The 19,550-nt window shown below is 64.1% G+C and carries 18 protein-coding genes and 1 pseudogene; 14 read left to right on the forward strand and 5 right to left on the reverse strand.

Annotated features, from left to right (window positions below):
• Positions 1 to 33 precede the first annotated feature (33 nt).
• The 4 genes and pseudogenes from CIT26_RS18070 to CIT26_RS38520 form a co-directional block, all read right to left on the reverse strand.
• Entirely contained in the window at positions 34 to 597 is a 564-nt protein-coding gene (locus tag CIT26_RS18070) for an ActR/PrrA/RegA family redox response regulator transcription factor (RefSeq protein WP_095493840.1), read from the reverse strand.
• Positions 598 to 660: 63 nt separating this feature from the next.
• A complete protein-coding gene (locus CIT26_RS18075; protein ID WP_167391460.1) occupies positions 661 to 1,986 on the reverse strand; it encodes an ActS/PrrB/RegB family redox-sensitive histidine kinase in 1,326 nt (441 codons plus the stop codon).
• Between the two features lie 32 nt (positions 1,987 to 2,018).
• A complete protein-coding gene (hrpB, locus tag CIT26_RS18080; RefSeq protein ID WP_095493842.1) occupies positions 2,019 to 4,634 on the reverse strand; it encodes an ATP-dependent helicase HrpB in 2,616 nt (871 codons plus the stop codon).
• Between the two features lie 91 nt (positions 4,635 to 4,725).
• Positions 4,726 to 4,946, reverse strand: a pseudogene (locus CIT26_RS38520) (hypothetical protein); the annotation flags it as partial.
• 105 nt (positions 4,947 to 5,051) lie between these two features.
• Between CIT26_RS38520 and CIT26_RS18090 the strand changes: the two are divergent.
• The 13 genes from CIT26_RS18090 to dhaK all read left to right on the forward strand — a co-directional run bounded on the left by CIT26_RS18090 (position 5,052) and on the right by dhaK (position 16,241).
• Positions 5,052 to 5,741: a PIG-L deacetylase family protein gene (locus CIT26_RS18090; RefSeq protein WP_095493843.1), complete on the forward strand. Its 690-nt coding sequence runs from the start codon at positions 5,052 to 5,054 to the stop codon at positions 5,739 to 5,741.
• Between the two features lie 232 nt (positions 5,742 to 5,973).
• The gene (locus CIT26_RS18095) at positions 5,974 to 7,305 is read left to right on the forward strand and encodes an ABC transporter substrate-binding protein (protein ID WP_023796720.1); all 1,332 of its coding nucleotides are present in this window, start codon (positions 5,974 to 5,976) and stop codon (positions 7,303 to 7,305) included.
• 126 nt (positions 7,306 to 7,431) lie between these two features.
• Positions 7,432 to 8,379, forward strand: coding sequence for a carbohydrate ABC transporter permease (locus CIT26_RS18100; protein WP_077377482.1), 948 nt, complete (start codon positions 7,432 to 7,434; stop codon positions 8,377 to 8,379).
• Positions 8,376 to 9,326, forward strand: a complete 951-nt coding sequence (locus tag CIT26_RS18105) for a carbohydrate ABC transporter permease (RefSeq protein WP_095493844.1) — start codon at positions 8,376 to 8,378, stop codon at positions 9,324 to 9,326. Before CIT26_RS18100 ends, CIT26_RS18105 begins: the two co-directional genes overlap by 4 nt.
• A 199-nt stretch (positions 9,327 to 9,525) precedes the next feature.
• Positions 9,526 to 9,729, forward strand: coding sequence for a hypothetical protein (locus CIT26_RS18110; RefSeq protein WP_095493845.1), 204 nt, complete (start codon positions 9,526 to 9,528; stop codon positions 9,727 to 9,729).
• 3 nt (positions 9,730 to 9,732) lie between these two features.
• Positions 9,733 to 10,845: an ABC transporter ATP-binding protein gene (locus tag CIT26_RS18115; protein ID WP_095493846.1), complete on the forward strand. Its 1,113-nt coding sequence runs from the start codon at positions 9,733 to 9,735 to the stop codon at positions 10,843 to 10,845.
• Positions 10,838 to 11,857 (forward strand): ABC transporter ATP-binding protein, encoded by a 1,020-nt coding sequence (locus CIT26_RS18120; RefSeq protein WP_095493847.1) that lies wholly within the window; start codon positions 10,838 to 10,840, stop codon positions 11,855 to 11,857. The genes CIT26_RS18115 and CIT26_RS18120 overlap by 8 nt, the downstream gene beginning before the upstream one ends.
• A gap of 29 nt (positions 11,858 to 11,886) precedes the next feature.
• Positions 11,887 to 12,489 (forward strand): dihydroxyacetone kinase subunit DhaL, encoded by a 603-nt coding sequence (gene dhaL, locus CIT26_RS18125; RefSeq protein WP_095494123.1) that lies wholly within the window; start codon positions 11,887 to 11,889, stop codon positions 12,487 to 12,489.
• The gene (gene dhaM / locus CIT26_RS18130; protein ID WP_095493848.1) at positions 12,486 to 12,875 is read left to right on the forward strand and encodes a dihydroxyacetone kinase phosphoryl donor subunit DhaM; all 390 of its coding nucleotides are present in this window, start codon (positions 12,486 to 12,488) and stop codon (positions 12,873 to 12,875) included. Before dhaL ends, dhaM begins: the two co-directional genes overlap by 4 nt.
• A gap of 21 nt (positions 12,876 to 12,896) precedes the next feature.
• Complete coding sequence (locus CIT26_RS18135) at positions 12,897 to 13,199, forward strand: HPr family phosphocarrier protein (protein ID WP_095494124.1); 303 nt, start codon at positions 12,897 to 12,899, stop codon at positions 13,197 to 13,199.
• Positions 13,183 to 14,784 carry a phosphoenolpyruvate--protein phosphotransferase gene (gene ptsP / locus CIT26_RS18140; RefSeq protein WP_095493849.1) on the forward strand — a complete coding sequence of 534 codons (1,602 nt, stop codon included), beginning with the start codon at positions 13,183 to 13,185 and terminating at the stop codon, positions 14,782 to 14,784. Before CIT26_RS18135 ends, ptsP begins: the two co-directional genes overlap by 17 nt.
• A gap of 8 nt (positions 14,785 to 14,792) precedes the next feature.
• Positions 14,793 to 15,218, forward strand: coding sequence for a hypothetical protein (locus CIT26_RS18145; protein ID WP_095493850.1), 426 nt, complete (start codon positions 14,793 to 14,795; stop codon positions 15,216 to 15,218).
• A gap of 36 nt (positions 15,219 to 15,254) precedes the next feature.
• Entirely contained in the window at positions 15,255 to 16,241 is a 987-nt protein-coding gene (gene dhaK / locus CIT26_RS18150; RefSeq protein WP_095493851.1) for a dihydroxyacetone kinase subunit DhaK, read from the forward strand.
• 372 nt (positions 16,242 to 16,613) lie between these two features.
• On the opposite strand, the gene CIT26_RS18155 is transcribed toward dhaK, so the two are convergent.
• Positions 16,614 to 17,411, reverse strand: coding sequence for a DUF2259 domain-containing protein (locus tag CIT26_RS18155; protein ID WP_245319470.1), 798 nt, complete (start codon positions 17,409 to 17,411; stop codon positions 16,614 to 16,616).
• Positions 17,412 to 17,575: 164 nt separating this feature from the next.
• Here CIT26_RS18155 and CIT26_RS18160 point away from each other — a divergent pair, with 164 nt between their 5' ends.
• Positions 17,576 to 19,483, forward strand: a complete 1,908-nt coding sequence (locus CIT26_RS18160) for a propionyl-CoA synthetase (RefSeq protein WP_095493852.1) — start codon at positions 17,576 to 17,578, stop codon at positions 19,481 to 19,483.
• Positions 19,484 to 19,550: the final 67 nt, after the last annotated feature.

Genomic DNA, 19,550 nt, shown 5'->3' on the forward strand with positions numbered 1-19,550 from the left:
TTTTGCTGCACGAACCTTCGGCTCGGTCAGGCGTCAGCGCGGCGCGCGCTTGGCGAGTATCCGCTGCAGCGTACGGCGATGCATGTTGAGGCGACGCGCGGTCTCGGAGACGTTGCGGTCGCACATTTCGTAGACGCGCTGGATGTGCTCCCAGCGCACGCGGTCGGCCGACATCGGATTTTCGGGCGGTGCGGCGCGTTCACCCGCCGTGCGGGTAAGAGCCGCGAAAACGTCGTCGGCATCGGCTGGTTTCGACAGATAGTCGATGGCTCCCAGCTTCACCGCCGTCACCGCGGTGGCGATGTTGCCGTAGCCGGTGAGGATGATGGCGCGGGCGTCGTCGCGCTTCTCGCGGATGGCGGCGACGACGTCGAGGCCGTTGCCGTCGGCGAGCCGCATGTCGACCACGGCGTAGGCGGGCGGATTGGCGCGCGCCTTGGCCACCGCCTCCTCGACGCTCTCGGCCGTCTCGACCACGAAGCCCCTGGCTTCCATGGCGCGGGCAAGGCGCGTGAGGAACGGCTTGTCGTCGTCGACGATCAACAGCGAGGTGTCCTCGCCTTCAACCATTGCGCCAATCGGTTCGTCGCCGTTCATCGTCTTGAAGTTCCTGCTGCCTGATTTTTACGCAAATATAGTTTTGGAGCGCTATTGTCCAATTCAAGCCGTGTCAAACATGGTGGCCGAAGCCGATTCAGGATTGAGGAAGACGCTGCGCGGCCACGATATCTGCACGACGGCCCCCTCGCCCGGTTCGTTTGAATTGCGGAAATCGAGTGTGGCGCCAGAGCGTTCAAGCAAGGTCTTGGCTATGAAAAGCCCCAGTCCCAGGCCGCCCCCGGCCTCGGTGCCCTGACGCGTCGACATGTAAGGCTCGCCGATGCGGTCGATGATTTCGGGAGGGAAACCCGGCCCGTCGTCGATGATCGAGAAGGTAACAGTGGCCTCGTTCCAGCTCCAGCGCACGGTGACGGTCTTGCGGGCAAAATCGACGGCATTTTCGACCAGATTGCCGAGGCCGTAGATGACGCCGGGATTGCGCCGCCCTACCGGTTCGGGGCCGATGCGCTCGCCGGGGCGAAGCTTGATCGAGATGCCGAAATCGCGGTGCGGGGCCGTCATCTCCTCGACCAGTGAAGTTAGCGGCATGCGGGAGAGATGCGCCTCGCCCTCGGAAGACAGGCTAGTCAGGCGCTTGAGGATTTCGCGGCAACGCTCACTCTGCGAGCGCAGCAGCGTCACGTCCTCGCTGTATTTCGGATCGTTGCGGAGCGCCTTCTCCATCTCCTTGGCGACGAGCGTGATGGTGGCAAGCGGCGTGCCGAGTTCATGCGCGGCGGCGGCGGCAAGGCCGTCCAGCGCCGACAAATGCTGCTCGCGCTGCAGCACCAGCTCGGTGGCGGCAAGCGCGTTGGCGAGCAGCCGGGCTTCCTCGGCCACGCGGAAGGCATAGATTGCGGTGAAGGCGATCGAGGAAAACACCGCCATCCAGATGCCGGCGACATAGATGAACGGCATCTCCAGCGGCGTGCCCTCGTACCAGGGCAGCGGCAGATGGAAGAAGACCAGCAGGCTCGCCGCCACCATCACCAGCGCGCCGAGGATGGCGGTCAGGCGCAGCGGCAGCGACGTCGCCGAGATGACCACGGGCACGGTCACCAGCACTGAAAACGGATTGGTGAGGCCGCCGGTCAGATAGAGCAGGCCGGCAAGCTGCAGGCTGTCGATGGTCAGGATGGCAAAAGCCGGCAGCGGGGTCAGCCGATGCGCCGCCGGATAACGGAAGGTCAGCAACAGGTTCATCCAGGCCGAACAGGCGATCAGCGCGAAGCAGGAACTGACGGGCAGCGGGAACTTCAGCCCATAGGCAACGACGATAACCGCCAGGCTCTGGCCGACGATGGCAAGCCAGCGCAGCCTGATCAGCGTGTTGAGGCGCAGCCGCTGGCTTTGCTGGAAGTCGGGTGCCCGCAGGATGTTTATCATGGTCAAGGATTATAGCCGGAAAAGGATAAAGGCTAGGTCCCCCGCGGTTTGGCGCGGCTGGTGGCGGTGGCGAGAAGCGGGTTCTCCGGCCAGACATGCTTTGGGTAGCGGCCACGCATGTCGGCCCGCACATCGGCCCACGAGCCGCGCCAGAAGCCGGGCAGGTCGCGGGTCGTCTGGATCGGCCGGTGCGCCGGCGACAAAAGCTCGAGCGTCAGCGGCACGGTGCCGTTGGCGATCGCGGGATGCCGGTCGAGACCGAACAGCTCCTGCACGCGGATCGCCAGCACCGGCCATTCACCGTCATAGCGGATCGGCACGCGGCTGCCGGACGGAGCGTCGAAATGGGTCGGCGCCAGTGCCTCGATCCTGCGCTGGAGATCGTGCGGCACCAATGCCATGAGGCCGGCCGAGAGCACGCCCGGATCGATCGCGGCAAAGAACGCTGCGCCGGAGAGGTACGGCAGCAGCCAATCGTCGAGGCGGTCGATGAGCGCCGCGTCGGAAACGTCGGGCCAGGGCGCGCCGAGGCCGCGATGCAGCCAGCCGAGCCGTTGGCGCAACGTTTCGGCCTCCTTGCCCCACGGCAAAAGCGACAGGCCGTGTTCGCGCAAGGCGTCAAGGATGGCGCGATCCGCGTCGACGCCGGCCGGCGCCGGCAGCATGCGTTCGGACAGAGTGATGGCGCCGAGGCGAACGGTTTCACGCACACGCACCGCGCGCCTGTCGCGGTCGAAACCGGTTTCGCGGCTGGTCTCGATCTTGTCGGCAAGCGAATTGCGAATGTCGGCCTCGTCTATCGCCGCTGCTGCCGTGATGCGGGCATTCTGCGCCTTGCCCTGCAGATCGGCGACGACGAGCCAGGTTTCGCCCGCCAGCGGATCGGCGGCGTCGAGCATGGCGCCCGAACCGTTGGCCAGCACGAAACGGCCGCGCTCGCCGCGCGCCTTGGCGACGCGGTCCGGCCAGGCATGGATGAGGAGGGCGCCGGCCCTACCCTCCCCCTCGAGGGGGTCCGAAGGACGGGCGAGACCCGTGGCTCGCCCCGGCACGTCGATCCGCGAAGCGGAGCGGGGTCGGGTCGGGTCGGGCACGCCATCGGCGACCCCACCCCGTCTCCCTCGCTTCGCTGCGCTCGGCTCGCTCGCCGACCCTCCCCGCGAGGGGGAGGGTGAGGCCTGTTTCGCCAGCCGCTCGGCGAGCTGCCGTGCGGTGGTGGCGCGCGGCGATCTTTCGGATCGGAACCGCATCAGCCGCCGTTCGAGGTCGGCGCCGTCGCCGCCAAGGCCACGCTCGGTGAGCAGCACGGCGAGCATGGCCGCCTCGAACGCCTGGCCGGTCTTTGCCGCCTCGGCGACCATGTGAGCGAGCCGCACCGGCAGTGCCAGCCTGCGCATCGCAGCACCCGATTCCGTCAGGCGCCCTGCCTCGTCGACGGCGTCGAGCGCACGCAGCAGCGCCCTTGCCTCGTTGAGCGCCGGGGCCGGCGGTGGGTCGAGGAAAGAAAGGCGCGTTGGATCGGCAACGCCGAAAGCGGCGCAATCGAGCATCAACCCCGAAAGGTCCGCCTCAAGGATTTCCGGCGGGGTGAAGGCGGGAAGTGCCGCCGTCTGCTCGGCCCGCCACAGCCGGATGGCGACGCCCGGCTGCGTGCGGCCGGCGCGGCCGGCGCGCTGGTCGGCGGAGGCTTTGCTGACACGCACCGTCTCCAGCCGCGTCAGGCCGCTGGCCGGCTCGTAGCGCGGCAGACGCGACAGGCCGGAATCGATGACGACGCGCACACCGTCGATGGTGATCGAGGTCTCGGCGATCGACGTCGCCAGCACCACCTTGCGGCGGCCGGACGGCGCCGGCTTGATCGCGGCGTCCTGCGCCTTGCCGTCGAGCATGCCGTAGAGCGGCACGATGTCGGTGTCGGCACTGACACGGCCTTGCAGCCGCTCGGCGGTGCGCTCGATCTCGCGCTGGCCGGGCAGGAAGGCGAGCACGCTGCCGCTCTCATCGGCAAGGGCGGCGCGGATCGCCTTGGCCATGGCGTCCTCGATGGCGACGCCGGCCGGCCGGTCGTCGTAGCGGATGTCGACGGGAAAGGCGCGGCCCTCGCTCTCGATCACCGTGGCGCCGGAAAGCAGCCGCGCGACGCACGCCCCGTCGAGCGTCGCCGACATGACCAGCAATCGCAGATCGGGCCTCAGCGCACCTTGCACGTCGAGTGCCAGCGCCAGACCAAAATCGCCGTCGAGCGAGCGCTCGTGGAACTCGTCGAAGAATACCGCCAAGACACCGGGCAGCTCCGGATCGTCGAGGATCATCCGCGACAGCACGCCTTCGGTGACGACGAGGATTTTCGTCCTCGCAGAAGTGCGATTTTCCATGCGCATGGCATAGCCGACCGTTTCGCCCGGCTCCTCGCCGAGCAGTTCGGCCATGCGGCGGGCAGCGGCGCGGGCAGCGAGCCGGCGCGGTTCGAGCAGAATGATCTTTCCCGTGCCGAGCCATGCTGCTTCGAGCAGCGCCAGCGGCACCAGCGTCGTCTTGCCGGCGCCGGGCGGCGCCACCAGCACGGCGCTGTTGCCATGACCGAGCGCTTCGCTGAGCGCCGGCAGCACGGCGGAGACCGGAAGCTCGGGCAAGGGTTTTCTGGTCATTGTTCCAAGGATGCATCCATCCAATTGCGGCGGATCCGCAGCGCCCGCATATCAGCGGTGGCGGTCGCCGCGCAACCGGCAACGGGCCAACTCAAAGCCGGGTCCGCGAGAACGGGTTCCAGCGCACCGTGCCGAGCCTCACCTCCTCGCGCACCATCGTCACAAGGCCCGAGCCGCCAATGACGGCGAGGCCGACAAGCGACAGAAGATCTGGCGACAGAAGATCTGGCGACAGAAGGTCCGGATATTCCTGGAGAACGCGCCCAGGATCACCGCCCCGAGGATCTGCGAATAATGCGTTGGCGCGATCCGCTCAGGCTTTTGACAACGGCATCGTTGCATGAACGGCTTGCATAGGCGAGCAGAGCGAGCAGAATTCCGTTCGTCCCGTTATTCCAGTTCCAGGGAGAGAGCAGAGTGAAGATACTGGCACTCGGTGCGCATCCGGACGATGTCGAGATCTTCATGTTCGGTACGATGGCGGCCTATGCCGCACAAGGCGCAGAATTGGCTTTTGCGATAGCCACGGATGGCGCCAAGGGCGGGAAGGGCGATCCGGGATCACTCGCCCGCGCCCGCCGCGAGGAAGCGGCTGTGGCGGCGGACCTGCTTGGCGCAACACCGCACTTCCTCGATTTTCCGGACGGCGCGCTGGTTGCCGATGCCGCGCTGATCGCGGCGCTGAAGACGCTGATCGGGGATATCAGGCCGGATCTGGCGATCACCCATGCGCCGAACGACTATCATGGCGACCACCGTGCGCTGTCGGACGGCGTGCGCATCGCGGCGTCCTTCGCTGTCCCGGTGCTGCATGCCGATACGCTCGGCGGCACCGGTTTTTCGCCGACGCACTATGTCGATATCTCCGGGCATTTCGAGCTCAAGGCGATGGCGATCCGGGCGCATCAGTCGCAGGACCCCGAACGTTTCGTCGACGCGGCGCGCACGCAGAACGCGTTTCGCGCCGGCCAGTGCAACGGCGCGGCCGGTTCCTTCGCTGAGGCCTTCCGCTTCGAACCGATCTTCCCCTTCGCCGATATCCGCGCCCTGCTGCCGCCCGCCCCAGTGATCCGGCCGGTGACGGTGAGCACCAAAACGGTCAAATGAGCCGGCACCCGCGCGCCGAACGATCTGACACGCGCCTTTCCTGAACCAGCGACCGATGCGCTATGCTGCAGCGCAGCGACGAATTCGCTTGCCTTGTTTAGTAAAAATTGCATCACTAAACAAATTACTAAACATCGGCCGTTCAACCGCGTCGTTATGTTTAGACCCCTGAGGAGGGGGTTGAGGTTTTTGAAACCGTCATCCGGGCGCGTTTCGCAAATGGGAGGAAGGCATGAAATCGACCTTGAAACTGACGTTGGGACTGACATCGGCGATGTTTGCGTCGACCGCCGTTTCGAATGTCGCGCAGGCTGAAGATCTGACGCTTTGCTGGGCAGCCTGGGACCCGGCCAACGCGCTTGTCGAATTGTCAAAGGATTTCACCAAGGAAACCGGCATCGGCATGAAATTCGAATTCGTGCCGTGGACCAACTATGCCGATCGCTTCCTCAACGAACTGAATTCCAAGGGCAAGCTGTGCGACCTGATCATCGGCGACAGCCAGTGGATCGGCGGCTCGGCCGAGAACGGCCACTACGTCAAGCTGAACGACTTCTTCGACAAGGAGAAGATCAGCATGGACGACTTCGTGCCGGCGACCGTCGTCGGCTACTCCGAATGGCCGAAGAACTCGCCGAATTACTGGGCGCTGCCGGCCATGGGCGACGTCGTCGGCTGGACCTATCGCAAAGACTGGTTCTCCAAGCCGGAACTGCAGAAGGAATTCAAGGAAAAGTACGGCTGGGATCTCGCAGCGCCGACGACCTTCGACCAGCTGAAGCAGATCGCCGAGTTTTTCCAGAAGCGCGAGATCGACGGCAAGACGGTCTATGGCGCATCGATCTATACCGAGCGCGGCTCCGAAGGCATCACCATGGGCGCCATGGACGGGCTCTACAGCTTCGGTTTCAAATATGAGAATCCCGACAAGCCCTACGAGATGGACGGCTTCGTCAACTCCGAGAAATCGGTGAAGGGTCTGGAGTTCTACAAGGCGCTCTATGACTGCTGCACGCCTCCCGGAGCCTCGAACAGCTACATGGGCGAAGGCGTCGACGCGTTCAAATCCGGCCAGGTGGCGATGCACATGAACTTCGCCTTTACCTGGCCAGGCCTGCAGAAGGACGAAAATGTCGGCGGCGACAAGATTGGTTATTTCGCCAATCCCAAGGGCCCCGACGGCGATCAATTCGCCCAGCTTGGCGGCCAGGGCATCTCGGTGGTCTCTTACTCGGACAAGCAGGAGGCCGCGCTCAAATACATCAAGTGGTTCGCCAACAAGGACGTGCAGGCCAAATGGTGGTCGCTCGGCGGCTTTTCCTGCCTCAACGCAGTCGTCAAAGATCCAGGCTTCCCGGCCAGCCAGCCTTACGCGCAGACCTTCCTCGACTCCATGGCCATCGTGAAGGATTTTTGGGCAGAGCCCAGCTATGCGCCGCTGCTGCAGGCGTCGCAGAAGCGCTTCCATGATTACGTCGTCGCCGGTCAGGGGTCGGCCAAGGACGCGCTCGATGGCCTGGTCAAGGACTGGACCGAGGTCTTCCAGGACGATGGCAAGATGTAATTGGGGCAAGACCTAACCGGCTCCTCCCGAGCCACGACCGCGTGTCCCGTGCCACCCTTGGCACGGGACACAGTTCAGATAAATTCCATTGTCGAGACGACCCACGTGACCGAAGCGGGACTGACCATGCTCAATCGGACTGCGGACAGCGTTGCCCGGGCTACGCCTGAGCCGTTGGCCCGCAAGGTCCGGGGCATCAGCGACAAGGGCCTCGCCTGGCTGTTCATCTCGCCGACGATCCTGTTGCTGCTCGCCATCAATATCTTCCCGCTGTTCTGGGCGATCTATCTGTCCTTCACCAACTACCGCGCCAATCGCCCCAACGAGGTGGTCAGGAATGTCGGCCTTGCCAACTACAAGCGCATCCTCGGCGACCAGGATATCTGGATCGCCATGCAGACGACGGCGCATTTCGTGTTCTGGACCATTCTGCTGCAGACGCTGATCGGTTTTACCCTCGCCTGGCTGATCGACCGGAAGTTTCGCGGCCACGCCTTCTGGACGACCATCATTCTCGTGCCGATGATGCTGTCGCCGGCAGTCGTCGGCAATTTCTGGCGCTTCCTCTACGAGCCGCAGATCGGTCTGTTCGCCTATGCCATCTCGTTCGTCACCGGCATTCCGGCAACGCAGATCGGCATGCTCTCCAACGTGTCGCTGGCGCCGTGGTCGATCGTCATCGTCGATACCTGGATGTGGACCCCTTACGTGATGCTGATTTGTCTCGCCGGCCTGCGCTCGATCCCCGAATACATCTACGAGGCAGCCGAGGTCGACCGTGCCTCCAACTGGCGGCAGTTCTGGTCGATCACGCTGCCGATGGCGCTGCCCTTCATCATGCTGGCGGTGCTGTTTCGCGGTATCGAGAACTTCAAGATGTTCGACATGGTCAACCTGCTCACCGGCGGCGGACCGGGATCGACCACCGAGGTCGCCTCGATCACGCTGAAGCGGCAGGCCTTCGAAAGCTGGCGAACGGGCTATTCCTCAGCCTTCGCCATCATCCTGTTCGTTGCGGTATTTGGGCTGGCCAACATCTACGTCAAGGCGCTCAACAAGGTGAAGCAGAGATGAGCCTGACGTCAGCCCATTCGGTCGTCGCACCCTCGGCCACGTCGAAGCGCGTCGCCGGCACGATCATCGTGCTTTACGCACTGATCTCGATCGTGCCGCTGCTGTGGATCTTCGCCACCAGCTTCAAGACACCGCCGGACTCGATCGCCTATCCGCCCAAGATCCTGTTCCAGCCGAGCCTCGAGGGCTACTGCAATTTGTTCTCGACCCGCACCCGGCAGACGCCGGAATACATCAACTCGCTGGGACCGGCGACGGGCGTCTGCGATGAGACAGTGCGCAAGCGCAACATGGTGATCGCCGGCCCGTCCAACTTCATGCCGCGCTTCATCAATTCGCTGATCATCGCCTTCGGCTCGACCTTCTGCGCGGTGTTCCTCGGCACGTTGTCGGCCTATGGCTTCTCGCGCTTCAAGGTGCCGCTGGCCGACGACCTCCTGTTCTTCATCCTGTCGACACGGATGATGCCGCCGATCGCGGTCGCTATTCCCATCTACCTGATGTACCGCGAGCTTGGCCTGTCGGACACCGCGCTCGGAATGATCCTGCTCTACACGGCGGTCAATGTGTCGCTTGCGGTGTGGCTGCTGAAGGGCTTCATCGACGAGATCCCGCGCGAATACGAGGAAGCGGCGATGATCGACGGCTATACGCGGCTGCAGGCCTTCTGGCGCACCGTGCTGCCGCAGGCGACCACCGGCATTGCCGCGACGGCAATCTTCTGCCTGATCTTTGCCTGGAACGAATATGCGTTCGCCGCCCTTTTGACCTCGGGCACGGCGCAGACCGCACCGCCCTTCATCCCGACCATCATCGGCGAAGGCGGCCAGGACTGGCCGGCGGTCGCCGCTGGAACGACGATCTTCCTGGTGCCGATCCTGGTGTTCACCATCCTGCTTCGCAAGCAGTTGCTGCGCGGCATCACCTTCGGCGCGGTGCGCAAATGAGCAACACGGCGACTCAGCAGCAGATATGGAAGCGGCGCCGCGGCAGCGCCCCTTCTCCCCGTAAACGGGGAGAAGATGCCGGCAGGCAGATGAGGGGCAGCGCAAGCTTTCCAGATTTTGGCGCCGCCCCTCTTCCGGCCCTTCGGGCCACCTTCTCCCCGTGTAGTGACGGGGAGAAGGGGTCGCGGAGTTTGTCATCATGACCCGTCGTACCCATACCAAACGCTCGCCCTGGCCGCGCGCCCTCCGTCGCGGACTGATGGAGAATATCGCTACCGCGATCATCGCCATTGGCTTCCTGATGCTGTTCCAGCCCTTCGCGCTGTCGCTCTACACTTATTCGTTCATCACCATGCTCGCCGGCACGGCGATGTTCATCATCGTCTCGAAATTTCCGGAGTAGACGATGGCGGAGATCAGGGTCGAGCATCTGAGAAAGGCATTCGGCGATTTCGTCGCCGTGCAGGATTCCAACTTCGTCGTCGGGGATGGCGAGTTCTTCGTCATGCTGGGGCCGTCGGGTTGCGGCAAGACGACGACGTTGCGCATGATTGCCGGGCTCGAACTGCCGACCGGCGGCAAGATCCTGCTCGGTGGCGAGGACGTCACCATGCGGCGTGCCCGCGAGCGCGACATCGCCTTCGTCTTCCAGCTGTTCGCGCTCTATCCGCACATGAACGTGCGCAAGAACATCGGTTTCCCGCTGTTGGCGCAAGGCATGCCCGGCATCGAAATCCGCCAGCGCGTCGAAGAGACGGCGAAGCTGTTGCGCATCGACCATCTGCTCAACAAATCGGTCTCCGGCCTTGCCGGCGGCGATCGCCAGCGCGTGGCGCTCGGCCGCGCCATCGTGCGGCGGCCAAAATGCTTCCTGATGGACGAGCCGCTCGGCACGCTCGACACCGAATTCCGCGATCTCATGGTCCATGAGCTGCGCGAACTGCACAACCGCATCCATGCCACCACCGTCTACGTCACGCATGACCAGATGGAAGCGATGTCGATGGCCGACAAGATCGCGGTTATGAACCACGGCGTCATCGAACAGTTCGGCACGCCGCGCGAAATCTACGACCGGCCGGCGACCATGTTCGTCGCCGATTTCATCGGCTCGCCGCCGATGAACTTTCTCGGCTTCGGCGGCGGGCTTTCAAAGGGTGCCAGGGAGATCGTGGTGCAAGGTGCCAAAGTGGCGGTGCCGGAGGTGCGCGAGGACATCGCGCCGGCCGACATGGCGCTCGGCATCCGACCGGAACACATCCGCTTCGACGACGCGTCGAAGCTGCGCGGCGCCATCTATGGCACCGAATATCTCGGCACCACGCAGATCGTTGCGGTGGAGACATCCGGCGGCATCATCAAGGCGCGGGTGCCGGCCGAAATCCGGCTCAATGCGGGCGACCATGTCGGCCTGGCGCTGAGCAGCGCACGGCTGTCGCTGTTCGAGAAGGGCTCTGGCCGCGCGGTGCGAACCGCAATCCATGACGGGGCTTCCCAGGGAAGAGCGCATCATGGCTGACGTGCAGATCAAAGGCGTGACCAAGAGCTTCGGCGAACATGTCGCCGTTGACACTCTCGATCTGCACGTCGCCGATGGCGAATTCGTCGTGCTGCTCGGCCCGACCGGCGCCGGCAAGACGACCACGCTGCGGCTGATCGCCGGATTGGAACGGCCGGATATGGGCTCGATCCATATCGGCGGCCGCGATGCGACAATGTTGTCGCCGGCCGAGCGCGACACGGCCTTCGTCTTCCAGCAATATTCGCTCTATCCGCATCTGTCGGTCTACGACAACCTGGCCTTTCCGCTGCGCTCGCCAGCGCGGCGGCTGGGCGAGGACGCGGTGCGCCGCCGCGTCGAGGAGGTGGCCAAGATGGTGCGTATCCACCACAAGCTGAACAACCGCTCCACCAAGCTTTCCGGCGGCGAGATGCAGCGCGTCGCCATCGGGCGCGCCCTGGTACGCAAGCCCTCGATCTATCTGATGGACGAGCCGCTGTCGTCGCTCGATGCCAAGCTGCGCGCCGACCTCCGGCTCGAGCTCAAGCGCATCCAGGCCGAGCTCGGCGCCACCATGCTTTATGTCACGCACGACCAGATCGAAGCGATGACGATGGCCGATCGCATCGGCATTCTCGCCGACGGCGTGCTGGTGCAGATCGGCACGCCACGCACCATCTACTCGGAGCCGGCAAACCTTCATGTCGCCGCAAGGCTCGGCCAGCCGGCGATCAATCTGTTGCCGACCGGCCTGCTGCCGGATGGCGATATGCCGGCGGGAACCAAAACGATCGGCGCGCGTACAGAACATCTGTCGATCGGCAAGGCATCCAATGGCCCCGCCGACGGCGTTGTTAACTGGGTCGAACATTTGGGCGACCAGAAACACCTGCATGTGACGGTGGGGAGCAGAAAGCTGGTGACGCTGACCGACCCCGACATCCAATTGGAAAAGGGCGACCGGGTGATTATCCGCTACCGGGCGCCGCTGTTCTTCGACCAGGCCGGCAATAGGATTGCAAACCGATGAGCGCTGAGACGATGGTCAAGACTGGGACGATGGTCAAGGTTGACCTGAAGACGCTGATATCCGTCACCGCCGACACGATTGCCGCCCACGCGGACGAGCTGACCGCGCTCGACCAGGCGATCGGCGACGGCGACCATGGGCTGAACATGAAGCGCGGCTTCGAGGCAGTGCGGGCGGAGGCCGAGGGGTTTGCTGCAAAGCCATTGCCGGAGGCGCTGAAGGCGATCGGCACCAAGCTGGTGATGACGGTGGGCGGGGCATCGGGACCGCTGTTCGGGACGCTGTTCATGGCGCTCGGCAAGGAGATTTCCGCAGAGCCGGATCGCGCCAATCTGGCTATGGCTTTCGGCAAGGCAATCGAGGCGGTGGCAGCCAGGGGCAAGTCGCAGGTCGGGCAAAAGACCATGCTCGACGTGCTGCAGCCAGTGCATGAGGCGCTGTTGCAGGGAAAGACGGCAGCGGAAATCGCCGATGTCGTGGACCGTGCAGCCGATGCCACCGTGCCGATGAAGGCATTGCGCGGACGCGCTTCGTTCCTTGGCGACCGCTCGATCGGCCATATGGATGCCGGCGGGCGCTCGGTCGCGCTTCTGGTGCGAGCTGTCGTCGAAAGCATCGAGGGGCACGCATGAGCAATGTCGGCATCGTCATCGTATCGCATTCACCGCTGGTCGCCGAGGGCACGGCCGACATGGTGCGCCAGATGGTCGGCGACGAAGTGCCGCTTGCATGGTGCGGCGGAAACGGCCATGGCGGGCTGGGAACCAATGTCGAGGCGATCATAGGCGCGATCGACAAGGCCTGGTCGGAGGCAGGTGTCGCCATACTTGTCGATCTCGGCGGCGCCGAGACCAACAGCGAGATGGCGGTCGAGATGATCGGCGAGCCGCGCGCGCACAAGATCATCGTCTGCAATGCGCCGATCGTCGAGGGCGCGGTGATGGCGGCGACGGAGGCGTCCGGCGGCGCCTCGCTAAGGGAAGTGGTGGCGACGGCACACGAATTGTCGCCATCGTGAATGAACAGGAATTTTGACTCAATGTCCGCATCCGCCGAAGCCACCGTTCTGATCACCCATGAGGTCGGCCTGCATGCGCGCCCTTCGGTGAAGTTCACCAAGCTCGCCAAGAGATTTTCGGCTGAGGTCGAAGTGGCGCTCGCCGCCAACGGGCCGTGGCTCGACGCCAAGAGCATCGTCAAGGTGATGGCGGCCAAGGCGCCGAAAGGCACGGTGCTGCATATCCGAGCGAGGGGTGACGGCGCCGGCGAGGCGGTCGGCGCGCTGGTCGAGCTGGTGCGGCGCGATTTCGACGAGGGCGTGGACCATGCCCGAACCGCTTAGGCTGCAGGGGATTTCGGCTTCGGCCGGCTATGCCGAAGGGCCGCTGTTCAACCTCGATCCGGTTGTCGCGCGCTATGGCCGTAAGGCGACCGCCGCGGACGAGAGGCTGGCGCTCGAAACGGCAATCAAGGCAGCGACAGGCCGGCTCGCTAAGCTGATCGAAGCGACCAAAGGCGACGCCGCCGACATTCTCGAATTCCAGCTCGCCATGCTGGAGGACGATGCGCTGACCGGCCCGGCCTTTGCCGCGATTGCCGCCGGCCAGCCGGCCGATGTGGCATGGCGGCAGGCGCTCGACGCCGAAATTGTGGGCTACGAAACGTCAGACCAGGACTATTTCCGGGCGCGCGCCGCCGACATGCGCGACATACGTGATCAGGTGCTGCGCGCGTTGACCGCGGACAGCGAGGCTGCCGCGCCGGCAGGAGCTATCTTCTACGGCGAGGACATCGCGCCGACGCGCTTTCTCGAAACCGACTGGAGTTCCGGCGGCGGCATTGCGCTGAAAGCGGGCAGTGCCGCCAGCCACGTCGCCATGCTGGCGCGTTCGCGCGGCGTGCCGATGATCGTGGGACTTGGGGCAGTCGGGCTCGGTGCTTCGCCGGCTCATCTTGCCGGCGTCGCCCTGCTCGATGCCGAGCATGGCGGCATCGTCTTGGCGCCATCAAGGGCAGAGTTCGAGGCGTTCCGGCGATCGTCGTCGTCTTTCGCGGCGCGTCGCGACAGGGCGGAAACTTTTTTGGCCCGGCCGGCGGTGACGAAAGCCGGCACGGCGGTGCGGGTGCAGGTCAACATCGCCGATCCGTCCGATGTCGACAACATCGATGTCTCGACCTGCGACGGCGTCGGGCTGATGCGAACCGAGTTCCTGTTCGGCAAAACGCTGCCGGACGAGGAAACCCAGTATCGCACCTACCGCAAGGTGCTCGAATGGGCTGAAGGCAGACCGGTGACCATTCGCACCGTCGACGCCGGCGGCGACAAGCCGGTGCCAGGCTTCACCGTGGCGGAAACTAATCCCTTCCTTGGCCTGCGCGGCATCAGGCTGTCGCTGGCAAGACCGGAGGTTTTTCGGCTGCAGATCAGGGCGCTGCTGCGCGCCGCCGTGCATGGCAATCTGAAGGTGATGTTCCCGATGGTCTCCGTTAGGGACGAATATGAACGTGCCGCCGCGCTCTTCGCGGAAGAGCAGGCCGCGCTTTCCACGTGCGGCGTCGCGCAAAAAATGCCGCCGCTTGGCATCATGGTCGAGGTGCCGTCGGTGGCGATCGCTCCTGAGGCTTTTACCGAGGTCGCCTTCTTTTCGATCGGCTCGAACGACCTGACGCAGTATGTGATGGCGGCGGCGCGCGACAACGCGTTGGTTGCGCATCTCAATTCGATCAGGCATCCGGCCGTGCTTCGGCTGATCGCCTCGGTTGCGGCGTTCGGCCGCGTGCAAAGGATTCCGGTCAGCCTATGCGGCGACGCCGGCGGCGATCCGGCGGCAATCCCGGCGCTGATTGAGACCGGCCTGCGCGACCTTTCCGTGGTTCCCGCCCAGCTCGCAATGGCCAAGGCGGCCATTGCGGACGTTTCGATCTAGGCACCGGCATGGCCGACAAGACACCTGAAGCCGGCTCCGAAGAGGCGATCCGCGCCTATAAGACGATCCTGTCGCAGGTCCTCGACCAGCGCCCGTCCGGGATGCGCCAGCGCCTCGCCGACGCGTTGGGCAAGCATCGCAGCTTCGTCACCCAGATTTCCAGCCCGGCCTATTCGATCCCGATCCCGTCAAAACATTTGCCGGCTATTTTCTCCGTCTGCCATTTCAGCCCGGCCGAACGCGACCATTTTCTAGCCGCCTACCATCAGGCGCATCCCGGGAAAATGTCGGTGGCATCAGGCATGCGCAAGACGCGGCATGTCTCGCTGATCGTTCCCGATTTCGGCGACGACAAGCAGAATGCGGCGCTCGATCGGGCGGTCAACGATTTCATCCAGAAGATCACCAGCATCGCCGGCAAGGGCGGGACATAGTCGCGCCAAGTTCAGCTATTTCGGGAGGAGACGGCCATGAAGAAGTTTCTAAATTCTGTGGACACGGTGCTGACCGAAAGCCTCGATGGCTTCGTTGCCGCCCATGCCGACATACTGGCGCTTGGCGACGAGCATAAATTCGTGCGCCGCAGGACACTCAAGCCCGGCAAGGTGGCGCTGATCTCCGGCGGCGGCTCTGGCCACGAACCGCTGCATGGCGGGCTGGTCGGGCATGGCATGCTGGATGCCGCCTGCCCCGGCCAGGTGTTCACCTCGCCGACGCCGGACCAGATGCTGGCGGCCGCGGAAGCGGTCAACACCGGTGCCGGCTGCCTGTTCATCGTCAAGAACTACGAGGGCGATGTAATGAATTTCGAGATGGCCGCCGAAATGTCGGAGGGCGTGATGCAAGTGGTGACCAATGACGACGTCGCGGTCGAGAACTCCTCCTACACCACTGGCCGGCGCGGCGTTGCCGGCACGCTGGTGGTCGAGAAGATCCTCGGTGCCGCGGCCGAGCAAGGCATGGCACTGAAGCCGTTGAAGGCGCTCGGCGAGCGCGTCAATGGCGCAACGCGCTCTATGGGCGTTGCGCTGACCAGTTGCACCGTACCGGCCGCCGGCAAGCCGACCTTCGATATCGGCGACGGCGAGATGGAATTCGGCGTCGGCATCCATGGCGAACCCGGCCGCCGCCGCGACGCGTTGAAGAGCGCCGACGCCATCGCCGAGGAGATCTGCGCGGCGATATCAGGCGATCTCGGTGACAGGGCAAAAGGCCCGGCGCTGCTTTTCGTCAACGGCTTTGGCGGCACGCCGCTGATGGAGCTCTACCTGATGTACAACAGTGCCCGGAAAATCTTCGAGAAAAACGGCGTGACGGTCACTCGCTCACTGGTCGGGTCCTATGTGACATCGCTCGACATGGCCGGCTGTTCGATCACGCTGACCATGCTCGACGACGAGACGATCGCATTGTGGGACGCGCCGGTACATACGGCTGCGCTACGCCGGGGGATGTAGCACGGCCAAGGCCGCGCTGCGGCTTACGACAAGAAGGGGCCGTCAAGCAAAGCCCGCTTCGGTCTGCGAAGCGGCCTTTGCAAGGAAACCCAAAGACAGTCGGTGACAACACTGTCATGCGCTATGCCGAGCATTGTCAGGCCAGTGTGGTGGAGTTAGGCACAATGTTGCTTTTGCTTTACCTTTGGTAAGGTAAGAAAATCCGGCGGGTTTTTGGAGGCAGAACATGCGTTACAATTGGGATCGGGCGCCGACCGGTTTCGAACGTCACAGAAAGGCGCTGGCCGCCGCTTTGCTGATCGCCGGCGGTGTCGGCTTCATGCTCGCGGCGCTGCCGCTTTAGAACCGCATTTGAGCGCAAGCAGGCGCTTTTCAACGCACCTGGCCGGTCACGGCGATAAAGCGGCGGTCCCGTCCTTCAAATCCCTGACTGAAGCGTTGCACGAGCACGGCAAGCACAGCCGGTTTGCCGTCCGGGGTGAATGCATAGGATTCCGACAGGCTGTAGGAAGTCGGACAATTCCTCGAGCCGGGTACGGCCTTGTCCTCATGCAGCAGTTTGAACGGCTTGCCATCCTGTCCCTGCAGCGTCAGGCGGAAACCGAGCCCCTTGCCGGTCGCGGCGCCTTGCTGCGTCTCGTCGAAGCTTGACGAGCAATCCGTCGTGTTGTCGGCCAGGATCTGGTCTAACTGGATGCTAGAGATGCCAAGCTCGTCATAGCTCGGCGAAAGCGATTTCTGCGAAACCTGCTCGAGGCGCGCAATGTCTTGGTAAGCGACCATGTCGTCGGGAAAGGTGAACCTGTCCACAGCCGTCCGCTCGCCGCGCGGCGCGATGGCATATCGGGCGAGGATCGGCGCCGCCTGCGCGGCAGCCTGTGCCCTCGCCTGATCGACAGTGAGCGTCGCCTCCTCGGTTTCGTCGACGATGCGGATCGGCTTACCACCGACGAATTCATCGGTGCGTGTGTCGATGATGTCGATCTCCGACCAGCCCGAATCCGAAGCGCCGGCATCGAGCGTGCCGTATTGTTCGAAGGCGAAGTAGCTACCGTCCGGCGAAAAGCCGATAATGCGCCGTGCCGCCGCATCGCCGGCCTGAACGGCGGAAGCGACCACCAACAGCATCGCCGCCAAAACGGCAGATCCAACCTTGCACCGCAACTTCATTGCGACTTGCCCCCAATTATGACCCAGACTGCAATTATGACCCGAGACCATGGGGCCGGGCATTTGCGACCAAGGCGAGAACGCCAAACGACGAAATTGCACATGCTTGCAAAAACAGCATACGCTATTTCAAAGGCAGCAAACATTCCTGGGGAGTAAGCTGGATGGCGTCACGCTACCACGAGGTCTATGACGGCTGGAAACGCGACCCGGAAAAATTCTGGGCGGATGCGGCCAAAGCCATCGACTGGTTCTCACCGTTCGACACGGTCTTCGATCCGAATGCCGGCGTCTATGGGCGCTGGTTTGGCGGCGCCTCCTGCAACACCTGCTTCAACGCCGTCGACCGCCATGTGGCGGGTGGCCGCGCCGATCAGACCGCGCTGATCCATGACAGCGCGATTTCAGGCACGATCAGGAAATTCACCTATGCCGAACTGAAACGCGAGGTGATCGCGCTGACGTCGGTGCTGAAGAACCGCGGCGTCCAAAAAGGCGATCGAGTCATCATCTACATGCCGATGGTGCCGGAAGCGGCCTTCGCCATGCTTGCCTGCGCCCGGATCGGCGCCGTGCATTCGGTCGTTTTCGGCGGCTTTGCCTCGCACGAGCTCGCCACGCGCATCGACGACGCCAGGCCGAAGCTGATCATTTCCGCCTCTTGCGGCCTGGAGCCCGGGCGCGTCGTTGCCTACAAGCCGCTGCTCGACACGGCGATCGAGATGTCGCGGCACAAACCCGAGGCCTGCCTCATCCTGCAGCGCGACCAACTGCGCTGCGAGCTCAGGGAAAACCATGACATCGACTATGCCGACGCCGTCGCCCGCGAGCGGGCCGCGGGCGCCAATGTCGACTGCGTTCCGGTGCTCGCCACCGATCCGCTCTACATCATCTACACGTCCGGAACGACCGGCCAGCCCAAGGGCATCGTGCGCGACAATGGCGGCCACATGGTTGCGCTGAAATGGTCGATGGAGAACGAGTTCGGCGTCAAGCCGGGCGAGGTGTTCTGGGCGGCTTCCGACGTCGGCTGGGTGGTCGGCCATTCCTACATCGTCTACGGCCCGCTGCTGCATGGCTGCACAACCGTCCTGTTCGAGGGCAAGCCGGTCGGCACGCCCGACGCCGGCACCTACTGGCGGGTGATCGCCGAGCACGGAGTCGTCGCGCTGTTCACCGCGCCGACCGCCTTCCGCGCCATCAAGGGACAGGACCCCAAGGGCGAATTCGTTCCGAAATACGACCTGTCGAAGTTCCGCACGCTGTTCCTCGCCGGCGAGCGCGCCGATCCGGAAACCATCAAATGGGCGGAGCAGAAACTGAACGTGCCGGTGATCGACCATTGGTGGCAGACCGAGACCGGCTCGCCGATGACGATCAACCCAGCCGGATTGGGCCTGCTGCCGGTGAAATATGGCTCGCCCGGCGTGCCGATGCCCGGCTACGACATTCGCGTGCTCGACGATGCCGGGCACGAAGTCCCGCGCGGCACGTTGGGCAATGTCGTCGTCAAGCTGCCGCTGCCGGCCGGCTGCCTGCCGACGCTGTGGAATGCCGATGACCGGTTTCGCCAAGCCTATCTCGACGAATTCCCCGGCTTCTACAAAACGGCGGATGCCGGCATGATGGACGAGGACGGTTATTTGTTCGTCATGGCCCGGACCGACGACATCATCAATGTCGCCGGCCACCGGCTGTCGACCGGCGCCATGGAGGAGGTGCTGGCCGCGCATCCCGACGTCGCCGAATGCGCCGTCATCGGCATCGCCGATGCGATGAAGGGCCAGGTTCCGCTCGGCTTCGTGGTGCTGAATGCGGGTGTCGCGCGTGACAGCGGCGCCATCGAAACCGAGGTGGTCACCCTGGTGCGCGAGCGGATCGGCCCGGTCGCCGCCCTCAAGACGGTGGTGACGATCAAACGCCTGCCGAAGACGCGCTCCGGCAAGATCCTGCGCGGCACCATGCAGAAGATTGCCGACAAAGAGGAATGGACGATGCCGGCGACCATCGACGACCCGGCCATTCTCGACGAGATCACTGCGGCGCTCAAAGGGCGCGGCATCGGGTTTTAGTTGCTTTCGGAGCGCGGCAGGCGGATCGCGGCGTCGGACGAATTCACGAATTCATCTTGCACTGCAA

This window comes from Mesorhizobium temperatum (assembly GCF_002284575.1).
Classification (GTDB): Bacteria; Pseudomonadota; Alphaproteobacteria; order Rhizobiales; family Rhizobiaceae; genus Mesorhizobium; species Mesorhizobium temperatum.

Excerpts from the sequence above, each read along its gene's own strand:
- CIT26_RS18105 (WP_095493844.1), top strand. The coding sequence starts at position 8,376 with ATGAGCCTGACGTCAGCCCATTCGGTCGTCGCACCCTCGGCCACGTCG.
- CIT26_RS18095 (WP_023796720.1), top strand. The coding sequence starts at position 5,974 with ATGAAATCGACCTTGAAACTGACGTTGGGACTGACATCGGCGATGTTT.
- dhaK (WP_095493851.1), top strand. The coding sequence starts at position 15,255 with ATGAAGAAGTTTCTAAATTCTGTGGACACGGTGCTGACCGAAAGCCTC.
- CIT26_RS18120 (WP_095493847.1), top strand. The coding sequence starts at position 10,838 with ATGGCTGACGTGCAGATCAAAGGCGTGACCAAGAGCTTCGGCGAACAT.
- CIT26_RS18145 (WP_095493850.1), top strand. The coding sequence starts at position 14,793 with ATGGCCGACAAGACACCTGAAGCCGGCTCCGAAGAGGCGATCCGCGCC.
- CIT26_RS18075 (WP_167391460.1), bottom strand. The coding sequence starts at position 1,986 with ATGATAAACATCCTGCGGGCACCCGACTTCCAGCAAAGCCAGCGGCTG.
- CIT26_RS18070 (WP_095493840.1), bottom strand. The coding sequence starts at position 597 with ATGAACGGCGACGAACCGATTGGCGCAATGGTTGAAGGCGAGGACACC.
- ptsP (WP_095493849.1), top strand. The coding sequence starts at position 13,183 with ATGCCCGAACCGCTTAGGCTGCAGGGGATTTCGGCTTCGGCCGGCTAT.
- dhaM (WP_095493848.1), top strand. The coding sequence starts at position 12,486 with ATGAGCAATGTCGGCATCGTCATCGTATCGCATTCACCGCTGGTCGCC.
- dhaL (WP_095494123.1), top strand. The coding sequence starts at position 11,887 with ATGGTCAAGGTTGACCTGAAGACGCTGATATCCGTCACCGCCGACACG.
- CIT26_RS18115 (WP_095493846.1), top strand. The coding sequence starts at position 9,733 with ATGGCGGAGATCAGGGTCGAGCATCTGAGAAAGGCATTCGGCGATTTC.
- CIT26_RS18110 (WP_095493845.1), top strand. The coding sequence starts at position 9,526 with ATGACCCGTCGTACCCATACCAAACGCTCGCCCTGGCCGCGCGCCCTC.
- CIT26_RS18135 (WP_095494124.1), top strand. The coding sequence starts at position 12,897 with ATGTCCGCATCCGCCGAAGCCACCGTTCTGATCACCCATGAGGTCGGC.
- CIT26_RS18100 (WP_077377482.1), top strand. The coding sequence starts at position 7,432 with ATGCTCAATCGGACTGCGGACAGCGTTGCCCGGGCTACGCCTGAGCCG.
- hrpB (WP_095493842.1), bottom strand. The coding sequence starts at position 4,634 with ATGACCAGAAAACCCTTGCCCGAGCTTCCGGTCTCCGCCGTGCTGCCG.
- CIT26_RS18160 (WP_095493852.1), top strand. The coding sequence starts at position 17,576 with ATGGCGTCACGCTACCACGAGGTCTATGACGGCTGGAAACGCGACCCG.
- CIT26_RS18155 (WP_245319470.1), bottom strand. The coding sequence starts at position 17,411 with ATGAAGTTGCGGTGCAAGGTTGGATCTGCCGTTTTGGCGGCGATGCTG.